The organism is Pirellulales bacterium, assembly GCA_036267355.1.
In the GTDB taxonomy this organism is placed as follows: Bacteria; Planctomycetota; Planctomycetia; order Pirellulales; family DATAWG01; genus DATAWG01.
Map to the genome: position 1 here is coordinate 51,712 of DATAWG010000076.1, position 24,384 is coordinate 76,095.

Sequence of the window (24,384 nt, forward strand, 5' to 3'; positions counted from 1 at the left end):
ACTGGCCGCTCGGAGCCAGTCCCGTTTTTCAACACTGCTATGGCGTAATCTGGGTGTTCTCGTGTCCGGCGCGGGTCGCCATGCCGGCCCAAACCGTGGGGTCGGTCGTGTCGTTGAACTTGTGGACCGACCCGTCGGCGAACCCGACGTTGACGAAGTTCGCCGAGTGGTTGCTGCGGGCGGCGGCTACCCAGTTGTTTGCCGTGCTGTCTTGCGTTGCCTGCAGCGGGCTCGTCGTCTGGATCACGGTGTTGTCGATGTTCGGCAAGTCGTCTTTGAGCGAAGTGTTGGGCACATGCACGTTCGTGGCGGTGATCACGCCGTTGCTGTTGGTGATCGTCGCCCCGGTTGAAAACGCGGAAGCGCCCATCGCGGCCCAGGTCCATGCGCCGCGCATGTCGGTGGCCGATGCGATGCCCACCACTTCACTGACCATCATCGTGTTCGAGGCGCCGTCGAGGATGTCTTCCATGCGCACGCCCAGTCGCGAGCCGAGCTTTCCGCGGCCGACCTGCACGCCATTGTTCGAAGTCAGCGGCAAGGCGGCGACGTCGAAGATGCCGCCATAGGTACCGATGTAGGTGGTCGTGGCGAGTGGGTTCCAAGTGCCGGCGCCCCAATTGGCGGCATAATTTCCCTTGGCGATTCCGCCCGTCATGCCGGCGCCGGTGAACGGAGTGAGATTATCGCCGCCATCGGGGCAGACATACGGAGCGGGAATAATCGGCGTGCCCGTGTTGCTCAGCCCGACACCGATCCAGGTGACGCTATTGCCGCTATTGGTGCCATTCACGCCGCAAGTCGAGCAGGCGTTGAACGACCCGCCAGAATTGGGCGGCGCGTTCGAATCGAGGCACGTCAGCAGATTAGTATAGATCGCTTGCTCTTCCATGAAGGGCAGGATGGCAACCTCCCAGTTCGGTCCGCAGCAGGTGCATGCGGTCGGCGTACTGCTGCCGATCCCGCCAACATACGGATAGTTAGCGGATTGCGTCGTGTTCATACAACTGGGCAGCCCGGGCGGGAAAGCGTTGTTGGCCGTGTGGAAGCTCGTCAGGGCGACGCAGAGCTGCCTGACGTTGTTCGAGCATTGCATTAGCCGGGCCGCCTCGCGAGCGGCTTGCACCGCCGGCAGCAACAGCCCGATGAGCACGCCGATGATGCTGATCACCACCAGCAATTCCACCAACGTAAAACCGCTCGATTTATCCGAAGCCCTGCGCATTGTTCGATCCCCCAAATCTGTTCGGTGCGTGCAGCCCTGATGCTCGCACCGCGAATCTTCCGTTCGTTACGGGTTCCCCGGCGCCACCGCGGGAAAGCGCCACGAACAACCGGCAATTTTGCGACCCTATTGCAGGCCTTGTGCGAACCGCGAGAAAAGCGCCAGTTCGATGGCTCGACAAGCTTCAACATACGGCCGCACGACGAGCAATACAAGACATTTCGCAATTTGAGCCGATCGGCGGGCGAACGCTTGCGTATTGTAGAAGTGTCCGGCTCCGTTCGGACCTATTTGGCCGCCGCTCGCTGCGGGAGATAGGAGGCCGCCGGGTTGCATTTTGGCAGCAGCGGATTGTTGCCGTTCTGCACCCTCCCAGGTGGCGACCCGGCGGTGGTTTTCGATGGAGAACCGCTTTTCCTCTCGCACATCCCTTACAATTCATTCGGGAAGCGCAAAGGAATCGTGAAACTAGCGTGGAAATGCGGATTGCGCACCTAGACTTATCAATCGATTCGACCATAGATTGGATGATTGAGGGGGTTCTGCGCCAGGGGACCAGTGTCACCCACGGGGACGGAGTACGCGCGTGCATCGCAGCGAGCCCGTAAAATAACTGGTGGTCGAGGGCGAGTTCGAGGAGCTGCTCCCGTCGAGTTGGCGGAGGAGGCAACCGGGCCTCCGTGGCGAAAAAATAGGACTACTGATCGGAAATTATGCCGATTCTTGCCCGAGAAAGCGATATTTTCCCCGAGCATCTCCTCGACCCGGCCGATGATGGGCCAGCAAAGTCGGCCCCTTGGTGGGCGCTGTATACGTTGCCCCGGCGGGAAAAAGAACTGATGCGCCGGCTGCGAACCTGGGAAGTGCCATTCTACTCGCCGATTATCGAGACGCGAAGGCAATCGCCTCAAGGGCGAATCCGCAAATCGTATGTCCCGCTATTCGGAAGTTACGTGTTTTTGTGCGGGGGGGAGGAGCAGCGCTATCGGGCCCTTACGACCAACTGCGTGTCGCGCTGCCTGACCGTTCCCGACAGCGATCTGCTAATCGCCGATCTGCGGCAGATACGGCGATTGATTCAAGCCGATGTGCCGCTCACCCCGGAATCGAGAATCCAGGCCGGTACGCCGGTTCGAGTGCGGTCCGGCTCGTTGATGGGGGTCGAGGGGGTTGTCGTGAGGCGGCAGAATAAGGCCCGACTACTGGTTGCCGTTCGCTTCCTGCAAAAGGGCGCATCGCTGCTGTTGGATGATTTCCAGGTTGAAGCAATTTAGGGCAATCTTATTTCCGTAAATCTCATCAAAGGTCCACGCGTTCGACGCTCGCTTATCGCCTGAATTTTTCGCCCGCTCGGTTCGAGCAGATTCGCCCCCCCGAAAGATCACCAAGTTGCCCCGTGCGGTTCGTTGACTCGCCGGACGGCACCATTATGCTGAAGGTATCGGCTCATCGCCACCAGCAAAATTCCCAGACAAGCTTCCCACCAGCTTGCCGTGTCGCGAGGCCAGGCTTTCCTGTCGCCGACGATGCTCGTGTTGAACGCCGAGACGCCGCGATCGCTGGATTTGGCTGCGCCCCCAATCGTCTCTCGGCCATGTCGGGCTGGGAATGGAGCTTGCTCCCACCGATGATGCTCACCTGGACAGTCGGCCGGCACGCATGACGAAAAGCCGCATCACGCCCCCATGGTTCGTGCGACGGGCGATTCTCGTCGTCGGCGTGCATTTGATAGCCTTCCTGGCTGCCTATTTGCTGGCGTTCGCCTTGCGGTTCGATTTCCGTTTCGACACCCAGGAAGTGATCACGTTCTGGTTCACGGTGCCGGGCGTGCTGATGATCAAGGCCCTGGTGTTTTACCTCACGGGCCAATATCGCTTGTCGTGGCGCAGCGTTACGTTTTCCGATCTGGCTTCGCTTATCAAAGCGGCCACGCTATCGCTGCTGGCCATCTTTGTTCTGTATTTCCTGATCGAGCCCACCCGCACGCTTGGCCGGGCGATCCCGTTGATCGATTGGGCCAATACGATTTTGATCCTTGGCGGATTGCGGGCGTTTCATCGGATGTCGCGCGAGGAGTTTCGCTTTTTCTATCGTCCTTCCGGCGCCCGTAAAGCGCTGATCGTCGGAGCGAACCAATCGGGCCATAATCTGGCCCGGCATTTGTACACCGCTGATCCGCAGAAATATCTAGCCCTCGGATTCTTGGACCACGATCTCAAGCGGCTCGGCTCACTGCATGCGGGCCTGCCGGTTTTGGGCCGGCCGGAAGAGGCGCCGAAAATCGCCGTGCGGCTGAACGCCCAGGAAGTGCTCGTGATTTCCGGCACACTGACCGGCAAAGAGCTCCGCCGCTTGATGGAAAACTGCGCCCAAGTCGGTGTGACGCTGAAGGTCATTCCCGGGATGGAAGATCTCGTGTCGGGAGATTACGCCGGCCAGATTCGCGATGTCGATATCAACGATCTTTTGCGGCGCGAACCGGTGCAACTCAGCGGCGAAGCGATTGCCACGCTCTTGGAAGGCCGCACGCTGCTCGTCACCGGCGCCGGCGGAAGCATCGGTTCCGAGATTTGCCGCCAGGTGCTGCGATTTCATCCACAGCGGCTCGTGCTGGTGGAGCGGGCCGAAAACAATCTGTTTCTCATCGAGCAGGAATTGCGGCGCTCGAAAACCGCCACCGAATTGTTCGCCTGCATCGCCGACGTGACCGACGGGCCGCGGATCGATCAGATTTTCGGAACGCATCAACCGGCGATCGTGTTCCATGCCGCGGCCCATAAGCACGTGCCGATGATGGAATCGAATGCCGGCGAGGCCATCAAGAACAATGTGCTGGGAACGAAGCAGCTCGCCGAGTTGGCCGATCATCATGGCGTGCAAGAGTTCGTCATGATCTCGACCGACAAGGCCGTGAATCCGACCAGCGTGATGGGAGCGTCGAAGCAGATCGCCGAGCGGTTCGTTCACGCCTTTTCGGAAGTGGCCACGACCAAGTTCGTCGTGGTGCGGTTCGGCAACGTGCTGGCGTCGGCCGGCAGCGTGGTGCCGATCTTCCAAGAACAGATTCGCCGCGGCGGACCGATCACGGTTACGCATCCCGAGATCGAACGTTTTTTCATGACGATTCCCGAAGCGTCGCAATTGGTGCTGCAGGCGGCGGTGATGGGCAACGGCGGCGAGATTTTCGTGCTCGATATGGGCGAATCGGTGCGAATCGTCGACTTGGCGCAAGACCTGATCCGCCTCTCGGGCCTCGAGCCGGAGGATGTAGAAATCGTGTTCACCGGCTTGCGGCCCGGCGAAAAGCTGTATGAGGAGCTGTATTTCAACGACGAGGAAATGCTCCCCACGCCGCATCCGAAGCTGTTCGTCGCGTATCACCGTCCGTATCACATGGACGAAGTGAATCGGCTGATCGACGCACTGGCCGAAGTGGTCCACGAGCCGACAGAAGTCGTTTGCCGGCGATTGCAAGAACTGGTTCCGGAATACGTGCCCCCCGCGCCGGAGGCGGGGGCCGAACTGCTGGCAGCCCATTCGCTGCACAGCGATGAGGAGGCAAGCGGCGAATCGACCAACGGTGTCCCGCTGAATGGCCCGCTGAATGGCGATCCCGCCGGTTCCCCGGAGCATCGGACTTCGGAATCGACCCGGCCGTAATCGGGCATCAGCGGCTCGCCGCCGCAGCCTTCGGGAAGCGTCTCTTGTCTCTTCCGAACGAAACTGCTGCGGTGAACGAAGCTGCTTCGCAATTGATCGAAACCGTTTCACAGCGACCCACATTGATTGCCGGATATGGATCAATCGGCCGCCGGCATGTGCAGAACCTTCAATCGCTTGGTTGTTCGCAGTTCGTGTTTTTCCGAACGCACCGTGGCACACTGCCCGATGACACTTCGGCCGTGAATCGCCGATTCGCGGAGAATCGTCAGGCCGCGTTTCAGGCGAATGGCAACGAAGCTGCTGCCCCGCCGAGCGAGAAAGCTGCGTGGGTGGAAGTTCACGAATTGGATCGCGCATGGATGCACCGGCCCAGAATTGCCGTCGTTTCGAATCCGACGGCGGCCCATATGAAAGTCGCATTGGCGTCGGCTCGTAACGGCTGCGACCTTTTCATCGAGAAACCGCTGTCCGATTCGCTCGATGATTGCGAGGAATTGTCGGAGATCGTGCGGCGGAACAACCTCGTAGCCATGATCGGTTGCCAGTTTCGCTTTCATCCGCTGTTGATCCGATTGCGGGAGGGGCTGTCCGCCGGTCGGCTGGGCGCGGTTGTCGGAGCGCGGGCCGAATGGGGCGAATACCTGCCCGAATGGCACCCCTGGGAAGACCATCGCCAAGGCTATAGTGCGCGGGCCGACTTGGGCGGCGGAGTGGTCCTGACACTAATCCATCCCCTCGATTATTTGTATTGGCTCTTCGGACCGGTGGAGCGAGTGCAAGCGTCGACGCGCTCAGTGGCTGCTTTGCAAACCCCGGCAGGCGAAGATTGGGCGGAAATCACGATCGAGTTTTGCTCCGGCGTTGTGGGACAAGTGCATTTAGACTATTTGCAGCGGCCAGCGGTTCACCGGTTGACCGTTTGTGGCGACCATGGCCGAGCCGAGTGGGACTGTGTCGCCGGCACGCTGCGCTGGGAAACCGCCGGCTCGTCGGGCAATGCCGCGCCAATAACGACGATCGAAACCATACCGCCACGGTTTGAGCGAAACTCGATGTTCATCGACGAAATGCAGCACTTCTTGCGGTGCGTCGAGACGCGCCAGACACCGGCAATTACGCTGGCGGACGGCATTGCCGTGCTCAAGATTGCTTTAGCAGCCAAGCAAAGTGCGCGCGAGGTCCGGCGCACCTCGGAGTCGCAGCGCCATGGCTGACAGCGCAAAAACTTCGGCCTTGCCGTCGCTGTTCGACCTAACCGACCGTGTAGCGATCCTCACCGGCGGAGCAGGCCTGCTGGGCAAACAATATACACGGGCCATGCTCGCCGCTGGAGCACGCGTCGTCGTGGCGGATCTCGACGGCGGTGCGGCAATTGCCTCAGCCCGGGCGGCCGCGGATGAAATCGGCGGCGAATCGCTCGGCGTCGCAGTCGACATAACCAAGCGAGCCGACGTCGAGCGGATGGCGGCTGTAGCGCTCGAACGCTGGGGAAGCGTCGATATCCTCGTGAACAACGCAGCCATCGATCCGAAATTCGATGCCGCCGTAGCTCAGCAACAAGCCAGCACCTTTGAGGACTATCCGCTTCCGCTGTGGCAACAATCGTTGGATGTGAACCTGACCGGCGCGATGCATTGCTGCCAAGTGGTGGGACGATCCATGGTGGGGCAAAAGCGGGGCGTGATCGTGAACGTGAGTTCGACCTATGGCCTCGTCGCCCCGGACCAACGACTGTATCAGCGCGACGGAGAAGCGGAGCAAACGCTCTTCAAGCCCGCCGCTTATGCCGTGACCAAAGCCGGCATCGCACATTTCACCCGCTATTTGGCGGCCTATTGGGCGGCGGCCGGAATCCGCGTCAACACGTTGACTCCCCACGGCATCTACAACTCGCAAGATGAGCAATTCGTTCGCCGCTACAACGAGCGTTGCCCAATGCGCCGGATGGCGCGGGCGGATGAAATGAATGGCCCGCTGCTGTTCCTGGTCTCCGACGCCTCGTCGTATATGACCGGCTCGAACCTGATTGTCGACGGAGGGTGGACGGCTTGGTAGCTCGGCCGGAAGTGTTGGCGATCGTGCAGGCCCGCGGCGGCTCGAAAGGGCTGCTCCGCAAGAATGTTTTGCCGCTCGGCGGGCATCCACTGTTGGCCTATAGCATCGCGTCCGCTCTGGCGGCCGAATCGATCACGCGGCTGATTGTCTCGACCGACGACGACGAGATTGCAGCGGTAGCGGCACAGTATGGCGCGGAAGTGCCATTTCGGCGTCCGCCCGAATTGGCGGCCGACGACACGCCCGACTATCCGCTCTTTGTCCATGCGCTAGACTGGCTCGATCGCGAGGGAAGCTATCGGCCTGAGATCGTGGTGCAACTTCGGCCGACAACGCCGCTTCGGCCGCGAGGGCTGTTGGACGAAGCGGTTCGGTTGCTTTCCGCCGACCTGCAGGCGGATTGCGTACGCGGCGTGACGACGCCCAAGCAAACACCGTACAAGATGTGGCGAGACGCGGCGAACGGGTATTTGGCGCCTCTCATGGCGACGGAGTTTGCCGAACCCTATAACATGCCCCGGCAAAAGCTGCCGACCGCCTATTGGCAAACCGGCCATGTCGATGCCATTCGCACCACCACGATCCGGCAGCAGCATTCGCTCACCGGCAAGCGCGTGCGGCCGGTGTTCGTCGATTGGAGCTATTGCGTCGACATCGACACTCTGGCCGACTTCGAGTTGGCCCAACAAGTCATCGACCGAAAGCATCTGCAGATCGACATGCCATATGTCGCAGGCGATCGTGAATCGAATCGCAGGCACGGCGGCCCGTCGGACAAATCTCGGGGGCGCCGATGGCCGGAACAGCTCGACTTGGTGGTGTTCGACTTCGACGGCGTGATGACCGACAACCGCGTGCTGGTGTTCGACGACGGCGGCGAAGCTGTGCTGTGCGATCGCAGCGATGGTCTGGGCGTGTCGATGCTTCGCAAGCGAGGCTTTGAATTGGTGGTGCTCTCGACCGAAACGCACCCGGTCGTCGAAGCGCGCTGCCGCAAGCTGGGCATCGCTTGCCGCCAGGGCCTGGCCGACAAGCAAGCCGCGCTGGTTGAGCTAGTCGGGCAGCGGCAGCTTCGTTTGGAAAATACGATCTACCTCGGCAACGATGCGAACGACTTCGGCTGCTTCGCCTCCGCCGGGTTCGCGATTGCTGTTGCGGATGCGCATCCGAGTGCCTTCGAGCGGGTCGATTTCGTGCTTTCCCGTCCGGGTGGTCAAGGTGCGGTGCGCGAGTTGTGTGAGATCTTGCTGAAAAGATATCCGCGAGGCGAAGCGGCGGGCGTCCGTCCTGAAGTCCTTGAGAATGGAAACAATGCCTAGAACGATCGAACTCGGAGGTCGCGGCGTCGGTGAGGAGCATCCCGTCTACATAATCGCTGAAATCGGCGTCAATCATAACGGCAGCCTGGGCATCGCGCGGCGGCTCATCGATCTGGCCAAGGCGAGCGGCTGCGATGCCGTCAAATTTCAGAAGCGCACTCCGGAGAAATGTGTTCCGGCCGAAATGCGGGACAAGATGCGCGAGACGCCTTGGGGATATATCTCCTACTTGGAATATCGGCACAAGATCGAATTCGGCCACGCCGAGTTCCGGCAAATCGACCAATATTGCCGCGCCCAAAAAATCGTCTGGTTTGCATCGTGCTGGGACGTCGACTCGGTTGCGTTTCTCGAAGAGTTCAACACCCCGTGTTTGAAGGTTCCCTCGGCGGCGCTCACCGATCGCGAGTTGCTCGACGCATGCCGCGCGACGCGCAGGCCAGTCATGCTCTCGACCGGCATGTCGACGATGGACCAGATCGAAGCCGCGGTCGCCGTCTTGGGCACTGAGCGGTTGCTGTTGGCCCACGCCACGAGCACCTATCCCTGCCCGAAGGAAGAGTTGAATCTGCGGATGATCACCACGCTCGCCAAACGCTTCGATTGCCCGATCGGCTACTCGGGGCACGAAGTCGGCTTGGCGACGTCGGTCGCGGCCATTGCGCTGGGAGCTTCGTTCATCGAACGTCATATCACGCTCGACCGCGCCATGTGGGGCAGCGATCAAGCCGCATCCATCGAGCCGCAAGGTTTGAAACGGTTGGTCAAAGACATTCGCAGCGTCGAGAGCGCAATGGGCGACGGTCAAAAGCACGTTTACCCGAGCGAAGTCGTCGCTGCCAGCCGATTGCGGCTGAAAAACACGCTCGACGCGAAATAACCGGCATGAAATTTCATAAATCGCCATTACAAGAATCGCATGGTCAACGCCGCATTTTGGAAAGATAAGCGTGTCCTGGTGACCGGCGGAGCGGGCTTCGTCGGGCGATGGGTGGGGCGGGCGCTCGTGGCCGCCGCCGCCGAGCTGCACATCCTCGACATCGTGCCGCCGAAACATGTTGCCGAGCCATTTGCACTGCATCGCGCCGACCTGCGCGATCTGGATGCCGCCACGCATCTACTCGAAGAAACACGACCGGACGCGATTATTCATTTGGCCGGCCAGCCCGGCGTCTCGGTGTCGCATGACCAGCCCGTCTCGGCCTACGAAAGCAATGTGTTGGCGACATTCAACCTTCTCGAAGCGGCACGGCGCATGACCGCGGCGCAAGCGGGCGGCCGCGGCGTCCCGCTGGCCATCGTCGCCGTCTCGAGCAACCATGTGTACGGACATCAGCCCGCCGAAGGCCGGCAAGCGACGCCGGAGTCTGCCGCGTTGAACGGCTTGGGAATGTATGCAGCGACGAAACTCTGCGGCGACGTGCTGGCCCGCTGTTACGGGAAGAGCTACGGCGTGCCGGTCGGCATCGCGCGGATGACGAATTCCTACGGCGGCGACGATCACCACGTTGGCCATATCATCACCGGCTCGATCCTTTCAACGCTGCGCGGCGAACGGCCCGTGATCAAGCAAAGCGGCCGCGATCGGAAAGGTTATCTCTATATCGAGGACACGGTCGATGGATTATTGGCCGTGGCCGAAGGCGTCGCCGGCTCACCGCAATTGGCCGGCGAAGCATTCAACCTCGTTCCCGACGAAGCGATCACGACGCTCGAATTGGTGCGAGCCATCGTCGCCGCGGCGGATAGCGCTCTCGAGCCGATCGTTCAACTTCCCGACGCGCCGCACGAAGCGGAGTTCCTGGATAACACAAAGGCTCGGCAACTGCTGGGCTGGAAGCCGCGGCACGATCTGCGCGCGGGCCTGCGGAAAACAATTGCTTGGTATCGTCGATCAAGCGGCGCGTGAGGCGCCCGGCATGCAACCACCCGATGGAACAGAACGACCAACAGCCAATGGCAGCCGCTGCCCCGCCGGCCGGAGAGCCGGTGTCGGGCTCACCGCCAATGGCCTCGTCGCCACCGACATCATCGGCGCCGGCCGATTCACCGCCGATGCCCGCGGGATCCGCGCGGCAGCACACTTATGTGCGCCGTTTGGTCGGATCGACGTTCAACTACGGGCTGGGAAAATTCGCGCCAAAGATCATTCGCTTCCTGTTGACATTTGTCTTCACGCGGATTCTTTCGCCGGAGCAATATGGATTCATCGACTTGTCGTCGAAGTTCGGCGATTTCCTCACGACCCCGATGAAGCTGGGCGTTCCGGGAGCGATCACGCGGTTTTACTTCGATTTCTCCGAAGGGCCGTCGCTCAAGGATTATGTGACGACGGTCGCTTGGTTTGTCGGTCTATGCACCATGACCGTCGGGCTGGTGGCGCTGGTGATCAGCCCCTGGCTCCTGGGGCACTTTATCCCAGGATTGCCCTACCTGCCGTTTGCCGTGTTGGCAATCGTTTCCGCGATGCTCGTTTGCATGACCGAATTGCAGGAACGGCTTGTGCAGGCGCGGGAACAGTCGGGCTATGCGGCCCGGTTGTACCTCGGCCGGGCAAGCATCGCGATTGTGCTCGCCGTGCTGTTCGTGGCCGGCTTTCGCTGGGGGGCGGCCGGAATGCTTGGAGCCGAGGTGGTGTCTTATTTGGCGCTTGCGCTGCTGGCGATCCGCTACCTGAGACCCGAAGTGAGCGGCCGATTTCGATTGCCCATGCTGCGATCGTCGCTGGCCTACGGGATGGCGATGCTGCCGGGCGATTTTGCCGGCAGCCTGACTCCGTTGGTGACGCAAGCGATCCTGGCCGACGCCCAGTCGGTGTCTGCCGTCGGTATGCTGGGAGTCGCCGGTCGATTCGCGCAACCGCTGATTATTCTTGCTTACGCGTTTCAAACGGCGTTCAATCCGATTTACTTTTCAATCCGCAAGGAGGCGACTCCTGGCGGAATGCAGCGGCTCGCGGTGACGGCGCGCAACGTTTGGGCGTTGGCGATTTTCGGCGGCGTGGGGACGGCATTGCTTGGGCCGTGGGTGATTGTGCTCATGACGCCCTCCAGCTTTCACGCGGCCGGCCCGTTGCTGCCGATCTACGTGGTTTTTTTCCTTGGAATGGTCATTCAGTCGCTTTTCGCCCCGGAGATTTACTACAGCAAGCAGACGTGGTGGGTGCCGGTGGTCGCCTACAGCGGCTCGGCGGTGAACATCGCAGTGACTGTGCTCACGGTGCACCGCTTCGGAGCGACGGGTGTCGCCTGGGCCATGGCATCGGAGCGTGTGGCGACGGCGCTTATTTTCGCAGTCATTTCAATGCGATTGGTGATGATTCCGCACCAATGGTTCAATCTTGCGCGGATTACTCTGTGCGGGGCCGCAGCCGCGGCAGCCGTGTTTTGGATTCCGCGGAATGGCGGAATCGCCGAACTCGGAATCGGCACGCTGGGAATCGCAGCATTCCCCATCGTCCTGTGGATGACCGGCGATCCGAGCATCCGCGAGGGCCTGCATTTGGCGCGGCGAATATGGGCTCGGGAATCTCAGCCCTAGTGGGTTCGATAGAACGCCCGAAGTGCTCAGGCAGTTCGTGAATCATTTCGTCTACTACGATTTGGAAGAAGTGCTGGCCGACGACGTGCGTCGCGCACGAGCCGTTGTGCCGGGTGCGCGGGAATTCATTGCTCGCGGCACTCCGTGGCCCGAAAAATTGGAAGGACCACCGCCTTCCGAACTGTGGAACCCCCGTGAGCTCGAATATCAGCGGCGGCTAATGGATTGGATCGATCGTTTGTTCAAGTCTCTGGAGCATGGGCGAATGCAGTCGCTGCTCGCTTGCAGCGAAGGGTTTTCACAACTGGAGATATTGCGTTATCGGTTTCTTTTCGAGTTCTCGGAGATCGAGCAACGGCTGGCGGTCGCCGGTGAGATGTATCGCGAGGGGGCGGAACATATTTCATGGATTGTCCCAGAATCGGCGTGCGCGACCATCCGGCAGCTGATGGGCGGCATCAATTCGCCGCACATCGACGTGATCGGCGTCGAGCGGCCCGCCAAGTCGCGAAGCCGGCTTTGGCGACTCTTTCGTTCCTGCGGCCGACGCGTGATCGATGGCTTGATGAACAGCGCGGATGTGATTGCCCGCGACCCGCGAGACTGGGTAAAGTCGCTTGGTGAGTCGGTGGCAATCGTCGAATATTATCCGAACAGTGCGAAGGCGCTGATTCCCGTTGCCAAGGCGCTTCGCGAAGAACACGGCGTTGAGACGATTTGGATCGCCGCTCGAAGGCAAGTGAAAGTGGCGCTCGAGCGCCACGGCGTCGCTTCGACCTTACTTCGCCGGTTGTCGCCAACAGCGAATCGACGGCCGAAACGTCTTCCCGCCGAGACCGCCGGACGTTTGCGGGAAGCAATCGGTGCTGACGCCGATGAGAGTTTGTTCTTCGGAACCGGCTCGCTTTTTGGAAAGTCGTTGCTTGCTCCGGCGATCGTTGAAAAGCTTTCGGGCCTGTTGCAGGAATCGGCATTCTGGCTCGATTCGCTCACGGAAGCGTTCGCCAGGGTACAACCGCTCTGCGTCGTTTCGACCACATATAGCAGCATGGTCGGCCGCGCTGCCGCCCTAGCCGCGCGGCGACGGAATATCCCATCGGCGTTCGTGCAGCACGGCATGTTTCCGGACTACGACGTATTCACGCGATTCTGCAACGACGCGATCTTTGTTTGGGGGCACGCGAATCAGCGAACGATCCACCGCAACGGAATTGCCAATTCCCGGATCCGCGTTGTGGGCCCGGCGATTTACGACGAACTGATTCGGCGCAAGCGGCTATCGAAACGGCCTGCGACGGTTGGCCAAGGCAATCCACTCGAAATCGCTTACATGGCGTCGCGAACGGGCGGACAGGTCGTAAGCGTTTCGTTGGCCAAGCTGCACCTGATGGCGATTGTTCGCGCTGCCGCCGTCATTCCGAATAGCCGTCTCACGGTAAAGGTGCATCCGGCCGACTACACGGGGATCATCGATTCGGTCTTGCGGCAACATCCGCACGTGCGGATCGTTCGCGAAGGCAGCTCGCAAGACGTAACGCTTCAGTCGGATGTTGTGATCGTCGTATCCAGCACGACCGGCCTTGAGGCCTGCATTGCCGATAAGCCCCTGATCGTTATCGAGACCAAGGGGCTGTCGGAATATGGCCCCTACCGCCAATATGGAGCGGCGATACAGGTTGCGATCGACCACGTGGACGACTCCGAGCGTTTGGCGATCATCATTCGGCAGCTTTCGACCGATTCCAAAGCGCTTGCCGAGTTGGCCGAAGGGCGCCGGCGGTTGGTCGATGATCTATTGAACGGCGGCAGGGCGGATGCGACAGAATTGACCGCTCGGGCAATTGTCGAACTTTTTCGTGGCCGCTCCGAATCTAGCGAGGTGATCGCGGCTGCACGTGCGAAGGACCATGGCAACCGCTCTCTCGACTAATTCCATCGGCCCGAGCTTGGCGAAATGCCCGGCTTGCCATGCGCCCTGGACGACCGCCGGTGCGGTTCGCGTTCCGCTTGGACGAGCGTCTGACGCGATGTTGACCGATATGCTTCGAAAGCAACTCCACGTTCTTGTTTACGAGCGCTGTTCGTTTTGCAATTCGCTCGTCGCTACCGACGAGCGACGCGATCCGCAGTTCCTGCAATCGATTTACGAGTTGTTGCCGGCATCGTATTGGCACCATTTGAATCCTCAGGCTGGCTTGAACATCGCAATCGAAAAACAATTGGGCAAGCGTGGTTTGGTGCGGGGCGACCTTTGGGACGTCGGTTGCGGGAATGGAAATCTTCTGAGCACTCTCGGCCGTCAGTGGCGCAAGCGCGGCATCGAGCCGGGCCGCCAGGCAGTGGCGGAGGCGAGGGCCCAAAATTTGGACGTGCTTCTCGGCACTCCCGCGTCGTTGCAATTGCGCGAGGTGGCGGACGCCGTTTTGCTCGTCGATGTCGTCGAGCATTTGCCGGAACCGGAACTCGAACTGCTTGCGATCAAGCAGATGTTGCGACCGGGCGGGGCGCTCGTCGTATTAACCGGGCGCGCGGATGCGCGGACGGCCCGTTTCGCCGGACCGCATTGGTATTACCTGCATTGCATCGGCCACGTGACAATTTTCAGTGCGAGCTCATTTCCGTTGCTGCTGCGCAAACTCGGATTCACCGATGTTGCCGTTTTTCGCGTGGAGCACCCGGGTTCGGTTGGGCTGCGTCGTTGGACGCAGCGAATCGGCGGCAACCTCTTGCGAAGCGCCATCGGAAAGGATCCGGCCGCGATGCACTACTACCGCGACCATCAGCTCGTTCTCGCAACGAAGCCGCTTTCCAGCAACCCTTGATGCATTCCATCGATTCACGCTTGACGCAGGTCGCTTCCGACAATGGGCCGGAAATCGGCGAAGCATCGGCCGAACGCCAGCTTCGTGTGCTCTTCTGTTCTTGGTCGGAATTGGACATCGCCTCCGGGACGCCGGTTATCGTGTGCGATATGCTAAGGCACTTCTCCGACGGGAACGCCGAAGTTTTCACGGAAGAGAACCTCGACCAAAAGCGCCGCCGCAAGATATCGATTGACCACCCCGTCCGCAAGTTTCAGTTTCATACCAGGCTGTGGCCCTTTCTCCGCGGGCATCGGATTCGCCGCCGTTTGGCGCGAGCCGGCTTTCCGCTGCTGCTCGGCCAGATGGTCCGGCATATCCGCCGATTCCAACCGGATTGCATGGTTGCGATCTACGCCCAACCGCACTGGATTCTTGCCACGTGGATGGCTTCGCGAATCACACGCGTGCCGCTCGTCTATCATGTTCACGATGCGTTCTTGGAAGCCAATGAGCGGCGAAAGAATTCGAGCTTTGCGAGTTGGCTGGAACGCAAGACGCTCACCTCCACCCGTGTCTTGGCGCTCGACGACAACATGGCCGACCATTACAAGCGTCGTTACGGCATCCAATGCACGGTTCTTCGCCATATCGTCGAGCATCGTCCGCTACCGGCCAAGCCCGGACCGCACGCCGGGACAGCCGCCACCGATGCGGCGGCCTTGTCCGCAGGGTCACGCACGCTCACGATCGGATTTGCCGGTGCGATTTATGAGAGCAACTTGCGCCAATTGACCGAGTTGAGCCAACTTGTCAACCAAGATCCCACGTTCCGTTTGAAGGTGTGGTCGGGCTCGTCTTTCGATACGAGCCGAATTTGCGGTCCGAGGGTTGAAGTCGCTTTCGAAGCGAACTACGAGCGATTGCTCGCGAATATCGGCGACTGCGACCTGTTGTATCTTCCCTTGCACTTCAGCCCCGGGAAGAGCATGGCGGCAAATGCCATGTCGCTTTCGCTGCCCACCAAGAGCTTCGATTATTTACTGTCGGGCGTTCCAATCTTGGTCCACTGCCCGGAGGATTTTTCCCTATCGCGGTTCTTTGTGAAAAACCGTTGCGGATACGTATTGAACGATCCGCAGATCGAGGCCGTTCGCGAATGGCTCGACGCCTGGCGATCCGGGCAGCTTCCGCCTCCGGACGAAGAGGCTCGGCTGAAAACTTTGCAAATGCATTCCGCTGCGGAAAACAAGCGAATTCTGTGGCAAGTGCTAAGCGAAGAAATCGGTCGTAGCGGCACGACAAAGCCGGTGTCGCATCGCGATACCATGGATGAACTTCAACTTCACCGTCCGCCCTCCAAGGATTCCAGCCCCACATGAGCGTAGCAATCGTCACCGGTTCGGCCGGCTTGATCGGTTCCGAAACTGCAAGGCATTTCGCCGGCATCGGCATGGATATCGTAGGCGTCGATAACGATATGCGCCGATATTTTTTCGGCGCTGATGCATCGACAACCTGGCAACGCGAAGCATTGCAACGGAATTTGGATCGACAATATCGGCACGTCGAACTCGATATCCGCGATCGCGACGGCATCGAACGCCTGATGAGCGAGTATCGATCCGACATTCGCCTCGTCGTTCACACGGCGGCCCAACCCTCGCACGACTGGGCGGCCAAAGAACCGCTGACGGATTTTTCCGTCAACGCGCTCGGCACGCTCAACATGCTGGAAGCCACGCGCCAATTCGCCCCCGACGCGGTGTTCCTGTTCACCTCCACGAACAAGGTCTACGGCGATACGCCGAATCGGCTTCCACTCGTGGAATTGGAATCTCGCTGGGAAATCGCCCCGGACCACACCTACGCCGACGGCATCCGCGAAGACATGTCGATCGACCAGACATTGCACAGTCTGTTCGGCGCTTCGAAAGTCGCGGCCGACATCCTCGTGCAAGAGTATGGGCGGTATTTTGGCTTGCGTTCGGCCTGTTTCCGAGGCGGCTGCCTCACCGGTCCCAACCATTCCGGCGCCCAATTGCACGGCTTTCTGGCCTACCTCGTCAAATGTGCCGCCCGGCGGACGCCCTACACCGTGTTCGGATACGGCGGCAAACAGGTACGCGATAATATCCACTGCGCAGATTTGATCCGGGCCTTCGATCGCTTCTTCCATGCGCCGCGCTGCGGCGAGGTCTATAACATCGGCGGCAGCCGCTATAGCAATTGCTCCATGCTCGAAGCGATCGACATCTGCACGGAAGTGACCGGCAATCATCTGGATTGGAACTATCAAGAACAAAACCGCACGGGCGATCATATCTGGTGGATCAGCAGCGTGGCAAAATTTCAATCGCACTATCCCGACTGGCAGCTAACCTACGACGTGCGTCGCATCATTCGCGAGATCTATGAGGCGAATCGAGAGCGCTGGGCCGCCGCCTAATGCAATTTGATAGGTTAAACACGGGCATGGGTGCCCTACCCGCGGCTTGCGTGGGCATGTTCCCCGAGCGATCCACTTGCCCGACCAAGGCGGTGGGCACGGCATCCGCTGATCTCCCATCGATCTCGCGGCGAATGAATGACTGACCGAATTACTCGCATGGAAATCCTGACCGCATGTGCGGAATAGCCGGCATCTGGAACTGCCGCCCCGGCTTCGATGCCGAACCGGCCGTGGGCGCGATGCTCGATGCGATGCAATATCGCGGCCCCGACGGCCGAGGCACGCTTGCGTTCGAAGGGGGGGCCGCGGGAATGGTGCGCCTTGCCCTGGTCGATCTCTCTCCACGCGGCATGCAGCCGATTTGGTCGGCCAACCGCCGCGTTGCGGTGCTGTTCAATGGCGAGATTTACAACTTCCGCTCCGAACGCGATCGTCTTCTCCGCTCCGGAGTCGAGTTCCACACCGGAACCGACACGGAAGTGATCCTTCAACTCTACCTGGAGGACAACGACAACTTCGTCGAGCGCTTGCGCGGTATGTTCGCGATTGCGGTGTTCGATTGGCGCTCCTCGTCGGCCGGCGCGTTGCCGATGCTCACGCTAGTGCGAGGTCCCTTGGGGATCAAGCCGCTCTATATCGCCGCGATGAGCGATGATCCGCATGCCATCGCGTTCGCGTCCGAGGTGCGCGGCTTGTTGGCCGGAGGCATTGTACCGCGGCGTGTTGACCCGGACGGGCTGAGCGATTTTCTCGCCTGCGGATTCGTCGCACAGCCGCGGACGATTATCTCCGGCGTGCGAATGCTGGAAGCCGGCTGGTTGGAACGGTATTCGCCTGGAGAGGAGGTCCGTCGGCGGCGATTCTGGCATCCACCGCCTTACCGTCCCCGCGCGGAAACGCTCGACGAGGCGGCTAGCCGCCTGCGCGGCATTTTGGAAGAGAGCATCGCGTTGCACGCCTTTGCCGACGCGCCGGTCGGCGCCTTCCTGAGCGGCGGCGTCGATTCCACGGGAATCGTCGGCCTGATGCGCAAGCATGTTTCCGAGTTGCGGACCTACACGCTTGCCTATCCCGACGCTCCACAGCGCGACGAATCGGAGTACGCAATCGAAACGGCCGCCCGCTTCGATTGCCGCAACACGGTGGTCGAAGTGCGCGGCAGCGAAATGCCCGACGTTTTGCCGGCGTTCGCCAGCGCGATGGACCAGCCGAGCTCCGACGGTTTGAACACGTGGCTGATCTCGCGGGCAGCAGCCGGCGATGTGAAGGCCGTGCTTTCGGGCATCGGCGGCGACGAATGGTTTTCCGGCTATCCTGTCACACGTCGCATGGCCTACTACGCCGTGCACCCGTTCGGCCGCGCCAAAGCCTTCGCCGGCACGGTGGCGGCAATGCTCACCGATTTGCTTCCCGAAGGAAAGATTCGCCAGCGGGCGTACAACCTCGCCATGCGTCGGTCGTCGCTATCGACTTGGCTGCATGCCCATTCGGTGTTTCGCTACGATCAAGCACGCCGCATGATCGGCCAGCCGGAAGACAATTCCGAACAAGTTCACGAGTTCGTTGACGCATTGACCGAGTTGCGCTCCGATTACGGCCGGGAGGGGCCTATCGGCCTGGCCTGTTTGTTGGATTTCCATTTCTATATGGGAAGCCAGTTGCTCCGCGACGCCGACGCCATGAGCATGTCGCATTCGCTCGAGTTGCGGACGCCGTACGTTGACGTCGAGGTGGTCGATTTCGCCCGAAGTTGCCAAAACGACTACAAGCTCCGCTACGATGGCGGCTTGGACGGCCATTATTCGCATAGCGGAGCGAAGCGGGTGTTGATCCACGCGTTGCGCGATGTCTTGCCGCTGGATATAGCGCAGCGTCCGAAGCGAGGCTTTGCATTGCCGATGGTCCATTGGATGCGCAACGACCTTCGTCCGCTACTGATGGACACTTGCAGTCACGCCGCCATCGCTCGCCGTGGATTGGTGGATCCGGCAGCGGTCGCCCCGATGATGCACGGGGCCGAGGCGATCTCAGCCAACCTCTATCCTCGTTTGTGGACGCTGATGCTGCTCGAATTGTGGTGCCGGGCGACGCTCGATGTTCCGGTGCGGGCGCCGGTGGCAAGCCGATGATGGTGAGCATGGTGCCGCATATGCCGGTGCTGACGGCTGAGCGCGAAGCAACTCAACCCGAGTTTTGCGCGGCTGGCGGAAACGCCACGCGAGGCATCAGCCCGGCCGATTAGAATGACTTAATGGACCGAACGACGACTAGTCTTGATCCAGTTTCGGCGTTGTCGCAGCCTCGCGGGCTCGCCCCGGCCGCATGCATGCGGGCCTCTGCGGCGAGCCGCAAAGCCCATGGCAAAGTGCTGGTTCTGGGCGACGGGATGACCTATTTCCTATCCGTCATTCGATCGCTTGGGCGCAAGCGGATCGAAGTGCATACGGCATGGTGTGCGCCGCGGTGCCCGGCATCGCGGTCGCGATATGTGTCCGCTTGGCACGCCCTGCCGTTCCCAGATGCGAGCGGTGGATGGAAGCCGGCTCTTTTGGAACTGCTGCGTCGCGAGCAATTCGATTTGGTGATTCCGACCAACGAACAGTCGATGCGTCCGTTGCAGCGGGATCGCGGCGATTTCGCGGCGGCCGGTTCGATCTACCTGTTGGACGATCATGCGTTCGGCGTGCTGTTTGACAAGCGGAAAAGCGCGGATCTCGCTCGCTCGATCGGAATGTTCGTCCCGCGAGGCGCAATGGCAGCAGATCTGGCGGAGTGTCGCCGGCTTGGTGCTGAATATGCGTGGCCGGTCGTGCTCAAACCGCTATCGAGCTTCGACGATGCCGATCTTTCGCAGCGGCGAGCCGTGGTGAAGGCCTACAACGATGAAGAGTTGGAAGGCGGCGCCCGGCGGTTGCTGGCGCATGGCCCCGTTCTGGTGCAAGAGTGCTTCGTGGGCACGGGCGTCGGCGTCGAGGTGTTGGCCTGTCACGGTGAGGTGTTGGCGGAATTTCAACATGAGCGCGTCCATCTACCGCCGCGTGGTGGTGCGAGCACCTATCGCAAGAGCGCGGCGATGTCGCCCGAGTTGCTGGAAGCGACGCGGCGTTTGGTCGCCCGGCTGAATTACACCGGCGTCTTGATGGTCGAGTTCTTGGTGAATCGCGACACGCGCGAGTGGCGATTCGTGGAGACCAATGCGCGATTCTGGGGATCGCTGCCGTTGGCGGTCGCAGCCGGTTGCGATTTTCCATACTACCTCTACCGGATGCTCGTGGACGGTGAGCGACATTTTCCCCGGCACTATCGCACCGGTCTTTATTGCCGAAACCTGACCGCCGATTTGTATTGGGCGCACGACAATCTCCGCGCCAACCGCACCGATCCGACGTTGATGACGGTGCCATTGGCCCAAACGCTGCGAGAATTGAGCCACGTGCTTTTGCTTCGCGAGCGGTCGGACACCTTGGTGTGCGACGATCCTTGGCCGGGCCTGGTCGAATTGGGACAGTTTGTTCGCGTGAATTCGGCGAAGTTTGCTCGGCGTGCGATGGCGCGAGCCGCCTGCGCGGCACTCGGCATTCCTGCCGTCCGACAGCGCGCGACCGCCAAAACTCGGGCCGCGCTCGAACGGGCCGAATCGGTGCTGTTTGTCTGCTTAGGCAATATCTGCCGTAGTCCGTTCGCGGAACACTACGCGCGCCGCGTGTTGCCGGCGGCGGTCGCTGTTCGCTCGAGTGGTCTGTATCCCCGGCCGAACCGCCCGAGTCCCGAGCCGGCCATCCTCGCCGCGAGCGAGCAGGGGGTCGATCTGTCCCGTCATCGAGCGGATGTGTTGAACGAAGAAAGCGTTGGCCGCTCGGATCTGATTTTCAGTTTCGATGAATCGGTGCATCAAGAAATTCGCCGCCGGTTTCCGGCGGCCCGCGGGAAGTTGCATCGTTTCGCCCTATTGGCGGACGACGGGCCCGTCGAGGTTCCGGATCCGTTCGGCGGATCACTTGCCCGCTTTCGAGTGGTGTATCGCCGGATCGCGGCGGTGTTGGATTCCGCCGCCGCGCGGCTTGCCGACGGCCGGCTGGAAGACGGATCGGGGATCGCTCCGTCGCAGGTTGCGCGGCCGAACGCGACGGCCGACGCTCGCGGGGCGGCAACTGATTGTGCGGCGGTTTCCTCTGGCTTCTAGAATCTGCCGATCGATTGACGAACTAATGCTTCGCTTGCTTTCCCAAATCCACGTCGTTTCGACCGCCGCGACCTTGCATTGGCTGTTGAGCATGTTGGCGTTTGTCGGTTTGTGGGCAGGGGAATTGTACTGTGTTCAGAAGAAGACGTTGATTTCGGCCCAAGACAGCAGCGAACGGTTTGTCCGCTGGTCGCCGCGGATCCGGCTTGCTCTGAATATCTGTTTCATCTTCGTGGTTTCGACATTTCTGCCAAGATGGTGGCTGCTGGGAATATCGGTGATCGTGTTCCTCGTTCACTGGGGATTGATTAGTCATTATCAATACTTTTTGCGTCCGCTTTCCGCGCTATCGCTATTCCATAATTGGCGCGAAGGCGTGATCGCCGGAGGTTACACGTTTGGCGTGCGGCGCACGCGTCTGACATGGATCTTGGCCACGATCCTACTCGTCAAGGCGGCGCTTCTGCTCACGATGCCGGCAGAATCCGGGATCAGCGGATGGTGGGTGAAAGGCGTCGGATTGCTGGCGCTCGTGGGATACCTTGCGATTGCCGTCGTCGCAAGTTGGATGGACCCTTTGGAAAAAATCCGCACGACCCGCGGCTTTGGCCGCGTGAGCCTGATTCGCGGCTATTTCATCACGTGGCTGGCCGAGTTTTATTATCTGGGGCGTCATGAGGTTTTGACTGGCGCCCTGCGCCAACGCGAGATCCGCCAGGATCATTTGTCGCCGGTCGAATCGCCGATAACGGTCCACAATCGGCTGATCATTATCCAAGTGGAAAGCCTCGATTTCAACGTTCTGGGATTCGAGATCGGCGGGCAGGAAGTGACGCCGTTCTTGAATCGCTTGCAGCAGCAGTCGCTCTTCTACCGCGTTGCGGGAGCGCGGCATATCGGCTCGGCCGATGCCGATTTCGTCATGCTCAGCGGCGTCATGCCTTCCACCCGCATCATCACCTACAATATTCCGAACTATCCTTACGAAAACACGCTGCCACAGTTCCTCTCGCAGTATGGCTATCGCACCGCCGCATTTCACGGCAACACCGGCAATTTTTACAATCGGCGCGACGCATTCGAGAAGATGGGCTTGGCCGAAATGCATTTTCGCGAGGAAATGGTATTTCGCGATGGCCTGCGGGCGCAAAGCTGGGGCGTCGACGATCGCGATGTGCTCGATCTTTCCGCTCGGCGCCTGCAAGACGCGGGCGACGAGGAACGCATTTGCCACTTCATCATCACGCTCACGACGCACACCCCCTACACGATGCTGCCGTCATCCGAACAGGAGCTGTTTGCCAAACCTCAATCGATGGCCCAGCACTATCTCAACAACATGCGGTGGCTGGATCATCGGCTCCGCGATTATGTCGGTTCGCTGAAGTTAGCGACCGTGGTGATCTACTCCGATCATGCTGCCGATCCGGCGATCGGTCCGGAATTCCGGGCGCATTGGGACGGGCTGAAGGAATTCGTCCCTTGCTTCATTTTCAACACGGACGAAGATCTCGGGGCATGCCAGCAAACCAGCGAATCCGTCGCCCGCGGCGGTTCGCTAACGATGCTCGATATCAGCGGTTATTTGCGCAGCCAGGTGGCGAAGGCCTGTCCGATCGTCAATGCGGCGCATGGTGGTTAAAATGACGCATCGTGCAACCGTTTTCTTTCCAATGGCCGGCCGAGGGGCTCGCTTCGGCCACGTGTTCAAGCCGTTCTTGCCGATCGGTCAGGAAACATTCATCGAGGCGGCGGTGCGGCCATTCCGCAAGTGGGCATCGGCCGTCGAACGGCTCATCTTTGTTTTCCTCGAGGAACAAGATATTGCCCACCACGTAACGGCCCGGCTGACGAACATGTTTCAGGGTCTGCCGATCGCGACGGTCGTGCTGCAAGATCCGACGCGCGGTCCGGCCGAAACGTTGGTCCGGGGCGTCGCAGGAGCGCATGCCGTCGGGCCGGCCATCGTTTGCGATTGCGACCATTCGGTCAACGTGGATCCTCTGTTTGCATGGATCGATTCACCATCGGCCGAAGCGGAGGCTGCCATCCCGGTTTGGGATCTGACGGGCGAAAACCCGCAGGCATGGAGTATCGCCAGCGTGGAGCCGGACGGCTCGGTCACGGCGATCGCCGAAAAGCGATTTCCCGAAGGAAAGGGCGAACCGCTGGGAGTCGTCGGCTGCTATTGCTTTCGCCACATTGAGCAAATTGCCGATCAATGTGCCCGACGGTCGCTCGTAAACATCTCGGATGTGATCGGCGAATTGATCGCGGAGAACCGCACGGTCGCGGCCGTGCGCATCGAGGAAGCCGAGTTCTTTGGCGATCCCTCGCGATTGCAGAATTCTTTGCGGCTTCGCACGCCTGCTGCCGGCGACGAACGCGCCGAACCGCGTGAGAATGCCGATGGCTAGCAACCCGCCAATTCATACGAATATCCACGAACATATCCACGTCTACGCCGACGGCGCCGTGCTCGATCAGATTCCTTCGCTGATCCAGCGCTTCAAGGTTCGCGGATTCACGACGAATCCGACGCTGATGGCTCAGGCGGGCATCCGCGACTATGAGACGTTCGCTCGTTCGCTACTCGAGTCGACCGGCGAATTGCCGGTGTCGTTCGAAGTGTTCGACGACGACCTGGCGGGCATGCAACGGCAAGCCCTCAAGCTGGCCGCCTGGGGAAAGAGCGTGTATGTCAAGATTCCAATCACGAACACGCTGCGGCAACCGACGAACGAACTGATCCGTGCGCTATCGCGGGAAGGTGTCAAGGTAAACGTTACCGCGGTGTTCACGCCGGAACAAATCGATAGCCTCGTCGATTGCTTTCCAAGCGGCACGCCCGGTGTGGTGTCGGTTTTCGCGGGCCGCATCGCCGACGCCGGGATCGATCCGGCTCCGATCTTGCGGCATGCCTTGCAGCGGTTTGCGGCGCAAGAGCATGTGCAGCTGTTGTGGGCCAGCGTGCGAGAAGTGTTCAACGTCGTGACCGCGGCCGAGGTCGGTTGCCAGATCGTCACGGTGCCGATCCCGATGTTGGAGAAACTGAATTCGCTGGGGAAGGATCTGACGGAGTTTTCCTTGGACACGGTGAAGATGTTTCGCAAGGATGCCGTGGCTTCAGGTTTCAATCTTTAGAT

The 24,384-nt window shown here is 60.5% G+C and carries 18 protein-coding genes; 17 read left to right on the forward strand and 1 reads right to left on the reverse strand.

Translation table 11 applies throughout. From position 1 onward, the window contains the following. Positions 1-37 precede the first annotated feature (37 nt). Entirely contained in the window at positions 38-1,225 is a 1,188-nt protein-coding gene (locus VHX65_11975; protein ID HEX3999260.1) for a DUF1559 domain-containing protein, read from the reverse strand. 713 nt (positions 1,226-1,938) lie between these two features. Here VHX65_11975 and VHX65_11980 point away from each other — a divergent pair. The 17 genes from VHX65_11980 to VHX65_12060 all read left to right on the forward strand — a co-directional run bounded on the left by VHX65_11980 (position 1,939) and on the right by VHX65_12060 (position 24,382). Beyond that, positions 1,939-2,499, forward strand: coding sequence for a transcription termination/antitermination NusG family protein (locus VHX65_11980; protein ID HEX3999261.1), 561 nt, complete (start codon positions 1,939-1,941; stop codon positions 2,497-2,499). 385 nt (positions 2,500-2,884) lie between these two features. Further along, entirely contained in the window at positions 2,885-4,885 is a 2,001-nt protein-coding gene (locus tag VHX65_11985) for a nucleoside-diphosphate sugar epimerase/dehydratase (GenBank protein HEX3999262.1), read from the forward strand. 71 nt (positions 4,886-4,956) lie between these two features. Next, positions 4,957-6,102 carry a Gfo/Idh/MocA family oxidoreductase gene (locus VHX65_11990; GenBank protein HEX3999263.1) on the forward strand — a complete coding sequence of 382 codons (1,146 nt, stop codon included), beginning with the start codon at positions 4,957-4,959 and terminating at the stop codon, positions 6,100-6,102. Beyond that, a complete protein-coding gene (locus tag VHX65_11995; GenBank protein HEX3999264.1) occupies positions 6,095-6,943 on the forward strand; it encodes an SDR family oxidoreductase in 849 nt (282 codons plus the stop codon). Before VHX65_11990 ends, VHX65_11995 begins: the two co-directional genes overlap by 8 nt. After that, on the forward strand, positions 6,928-8,262 hold the full coding sequence (locus VHX65_12000; protein HEX3999265.1) for an acylneuraminate cytidylyltransferase: 1,335 nt from the start codon (positions 6,928-6,930) through the stop codon (positions 8,260-8,262). The genes VHX65_11995 and VHX65_12000 overlap by 16 nt, the downstream gene beginning before the upstream one ends. After that, a complete protein-coding gene (locus tag VHX65_12005) occupies positions 8,255-9,142 on the forward strand; it encodes an N-acetylneuraminate synthase family protein (protein HEX3999266.1) in 888 nt (295 codons plus the stop codon). The genes VHX65_12000 and VHX65_12005 overlap by 8 nt, the downstream gene beginning before the upstream one ends. A 39-nt stretch (positions 9,143-9,181) precedes the next feature. After that, positions 9,182-10,171 (forward strand): NAD-dependent epimerase/dehydratase family protein, encoded by a 990-nt coding sequence (locus VHX65_12010; protein ID HEX3999267.1) that lies wholly within the window; start codon positions 9,182-9,184, stop codon positions 10,169-10,171. Between the two features lie 47 nt (positions 10,172-10,218). Next, a complete protein-coding gene (locus VHX65_12015) occupies positions 10,219-11,802 on the forward strand; it encodes a lipopolysaccharide biosynthesis protein (GenBank protein ID HEX3999268.1) in 1,584 nt (527 codons plus the stop codon). Between the two features lie 37 nt (positions 11,803-11,839). Then, positions 11,840-13,732 carry a hypothetical protein gene (locus VHX65_12020; GenBank protein ID HEX3999269.1) on the forward strand — a complete coding sequence of 631 codons (1,893 nt, stop codon included), beginning with the start codon at positions 11,840-11,842 and terminating at the stop codon, positions 13,730-13,732. After that, positions 13,710-14,624 (forward strand): class I SAM-dependent methyltransferase, encoded by a 915-nt coding sequence (locus VHX65_12025; GenBank protein ID HEX3999270.1) that lies wholly within the window; start codon positions 13,710-13,712, stop codon positions 14,622-14,624. The genes VHX65_12020 and VHX65_12025 overlap by 23 nt, the downstream gene beginning before the upstream one ends. Beyond that, positions 14,624-15,985: a glycosyltransferase gene (locus VHX65_12030; protein ID HEX3999271.1), complete on the forward strand. Its 1,362-nt coding sequence runs from the start codon at positions 14,624-14,626 to the stop codon at positions 15,983-15,985. The genes VHX65_12025 and VHX65_12030 overlap by 1 nt, the downstream gene beginning before the upstream one ends. Beyond that, complete coding sequence (locus VHX65_12035) at positions 15,982-17,052, forward strand: NAD-dependent epimerase/dehydratase family protein (protein ID HEX3999272.1); 1,071 nt, start codon at positions 15,982-15,984, stop codon at positions 17,050-17,052. The genes VHX65_12030 and VHX65_12035 overlap by 4 nt, the downstream gene beginning before the upstream one ends. A gap of 176 nt (positions 17,053-17,228) precedes the next feature. After that, positions 17,229-19,184: an asparagine synthase (glutamine-hydrolyzing) gene (asnB, locus tag VHX65_12040; protein HEX3999273.1), complete on the forward strand. Its 1,956-nt coding sequence runs from the start codon at positions 17,229-17,231 to the stop codon at positions 19,182-19,184. 197 nt (positions 19,185-19,381) lie between these two features. Continuing rightward, positions 19,382-21,238, forward strand: coding sequence for an ATP-grasp domain-containing protein (locus VHX65_12045; protein ID HEX3999274.1), 1,857 nt, complete (start codon positions 19,382-19,384; stop codon positions 21,236-21,238). Positions 21,239-21,263: 25 nt separating this feature from the next. Continuing rightward, positions 21,264-22,880 (forward strand): sulfatase-like hydrolase/transferase, encoded by a 1,617-nt coding sequence (locus VHX65_12050; GenBank protein ID HEX3999275.1) that lies wholly within the window; start codon positions 21,264-21,266, stop codon positions 22,878-22,880. 1 nt (position 22,881) lies between these two features. Next, the gene (locus VHX65_12055) at positions 22,882-23,655 is read left to right on the forward strand and encodes an NTP transferase domain-containing protein (GenBank protein HEX3999276.1); all 774 of its coding nucleotides are present in this window, start codon (positions 22,882-22,884) and stop codon (positions 23,653-23,655) included. After that, positions 23,648-24,382: a transaldolase gene (locus VHX65_12060; GenBank protein HEX3999277.1), complete on the forward strand. Its 735-nt coding sequence runs from the start codon at positions 23,648-23,650 to the stop codon at positions 24,380-24,382. The genes VHX65_12055 and VHX65_12060 overlap by 8 nt, the downstream gene beginning before the upstream one ends. Positions 24,383-24,384: the final 2 nt, after the last annotated feature.

What these genes read in the sequence shown, in the direction of transcription:
- VHX65_11975 (HEX3999260.1), bottom strand. Translation starts at nt 1,225, where the DNA reads ATGCGCAGGGCTTCGGATAAATCGAGCGGTTTTACGTTGGTGGAATTG.
- VHX65_11980 (HEX3999261.1), top strand. Translation starts at nt 1,939, where the DNA reads ATGCCGATTCTTGCCCGAGAAAGCGATATTTTCCCCGAGCATCTCCTC.
- VHX65_11985 (HEX3999262.1), top strand. Translation starts at nt 2,885, where the DNA reads ATGACGAAAAGCCGCATCACGCCCCCATGGTTCGTGCGACGGGCGATT.
- VHX65_11995 (HEX3999264.1), top strand. Translation starts at nt 6,095, where the DNA reads ATGGCTGACAGCGCAAAAACTTCGGCCTTGCCGTCGCTGTTCGACCTA.
- VHX65_12005 (HEX3999266.1), top strand. Translation starts at nt 8,255, where the DNA reads ATGCCTAGAACGATCGAACTCGGAGGTCGCGGCGTCGGTGAGGAGCAT.
- VHX65_12010 (HEX3999267.1), top strand. Translation starts at nt 9,182, where the DNA reads ATGGTCAACGCCGCATTTTGGAAAGATAAGCGTGTCCTGGTGACCGGC.
- VHX65_12015 (HEX3999268.1), top strand. Translation starts at nt 10,219, where the DNA reads ATGGCAGCCGCTGCCCCGCCGGCCGGAGAGCCGGTGTCGGGCTCACCG.
- VHX65_12025 (HEX3999270.1), top strand. Translation starts at nt 13,710, where the DNA reads ATGGCAACCGCTCTCTCGACTAATTCCATCGGCCCGAGCTTGGCGAAA.
- VHX65_12030 (HEX3999271.1), top strand. Translation starts at nt 14,624, where the DNA reads ATGCATTCCATCGATTCACGCTTGACGCAGGTCGCTTCCGACAATGGG.
- VHX65_12035 (HEX3999272.1), top strand. Translation starts at nt 15,982, where the DNA reads ATGAGCGTAGCAATCGTCACCGGTTCGGCCGGCTTGATCGGTTCCGAA.
- asnB (HEX3999273.1), top strand. Translation starts at nt 17,229, where the DNA reads ATGTGCGGAATAGCCGGCATCTGGAACTGCCGCCCCGGCTTCGATGCC.
- VHX65_12045 (HEX3999274.1), top strand. Translation starts at nt 19,382, where the DNA reads ATGCGGGCCTCTGCGGCGAGCCGCAAAGCCCATGGCAAAGTGCTGGTT.
- VHX65_12050 (HEX3999275.1), top strand. Translation starts at nt 21,264, where the DNA reads ATGCTTCGCTTGCTTTCCCAAATCCACGTCGTTTCGACCGCCGCGACC.
- VHX65_12055 (HEX3999276.1), top strand. Translation starts at nt 22,882, where the DNA reads ATGACGCATCGTGCAACCGTTTTCTTTCCAATGGCCGGCCGAGGGGCT.
- VHX65_12060 (HEX3999277.1), top strand. Translation starts at nt 23,648, where the DNA reads ATGGCTAGCAACCCGCCAATTCATACGAATATCCACGAACATATCCAC.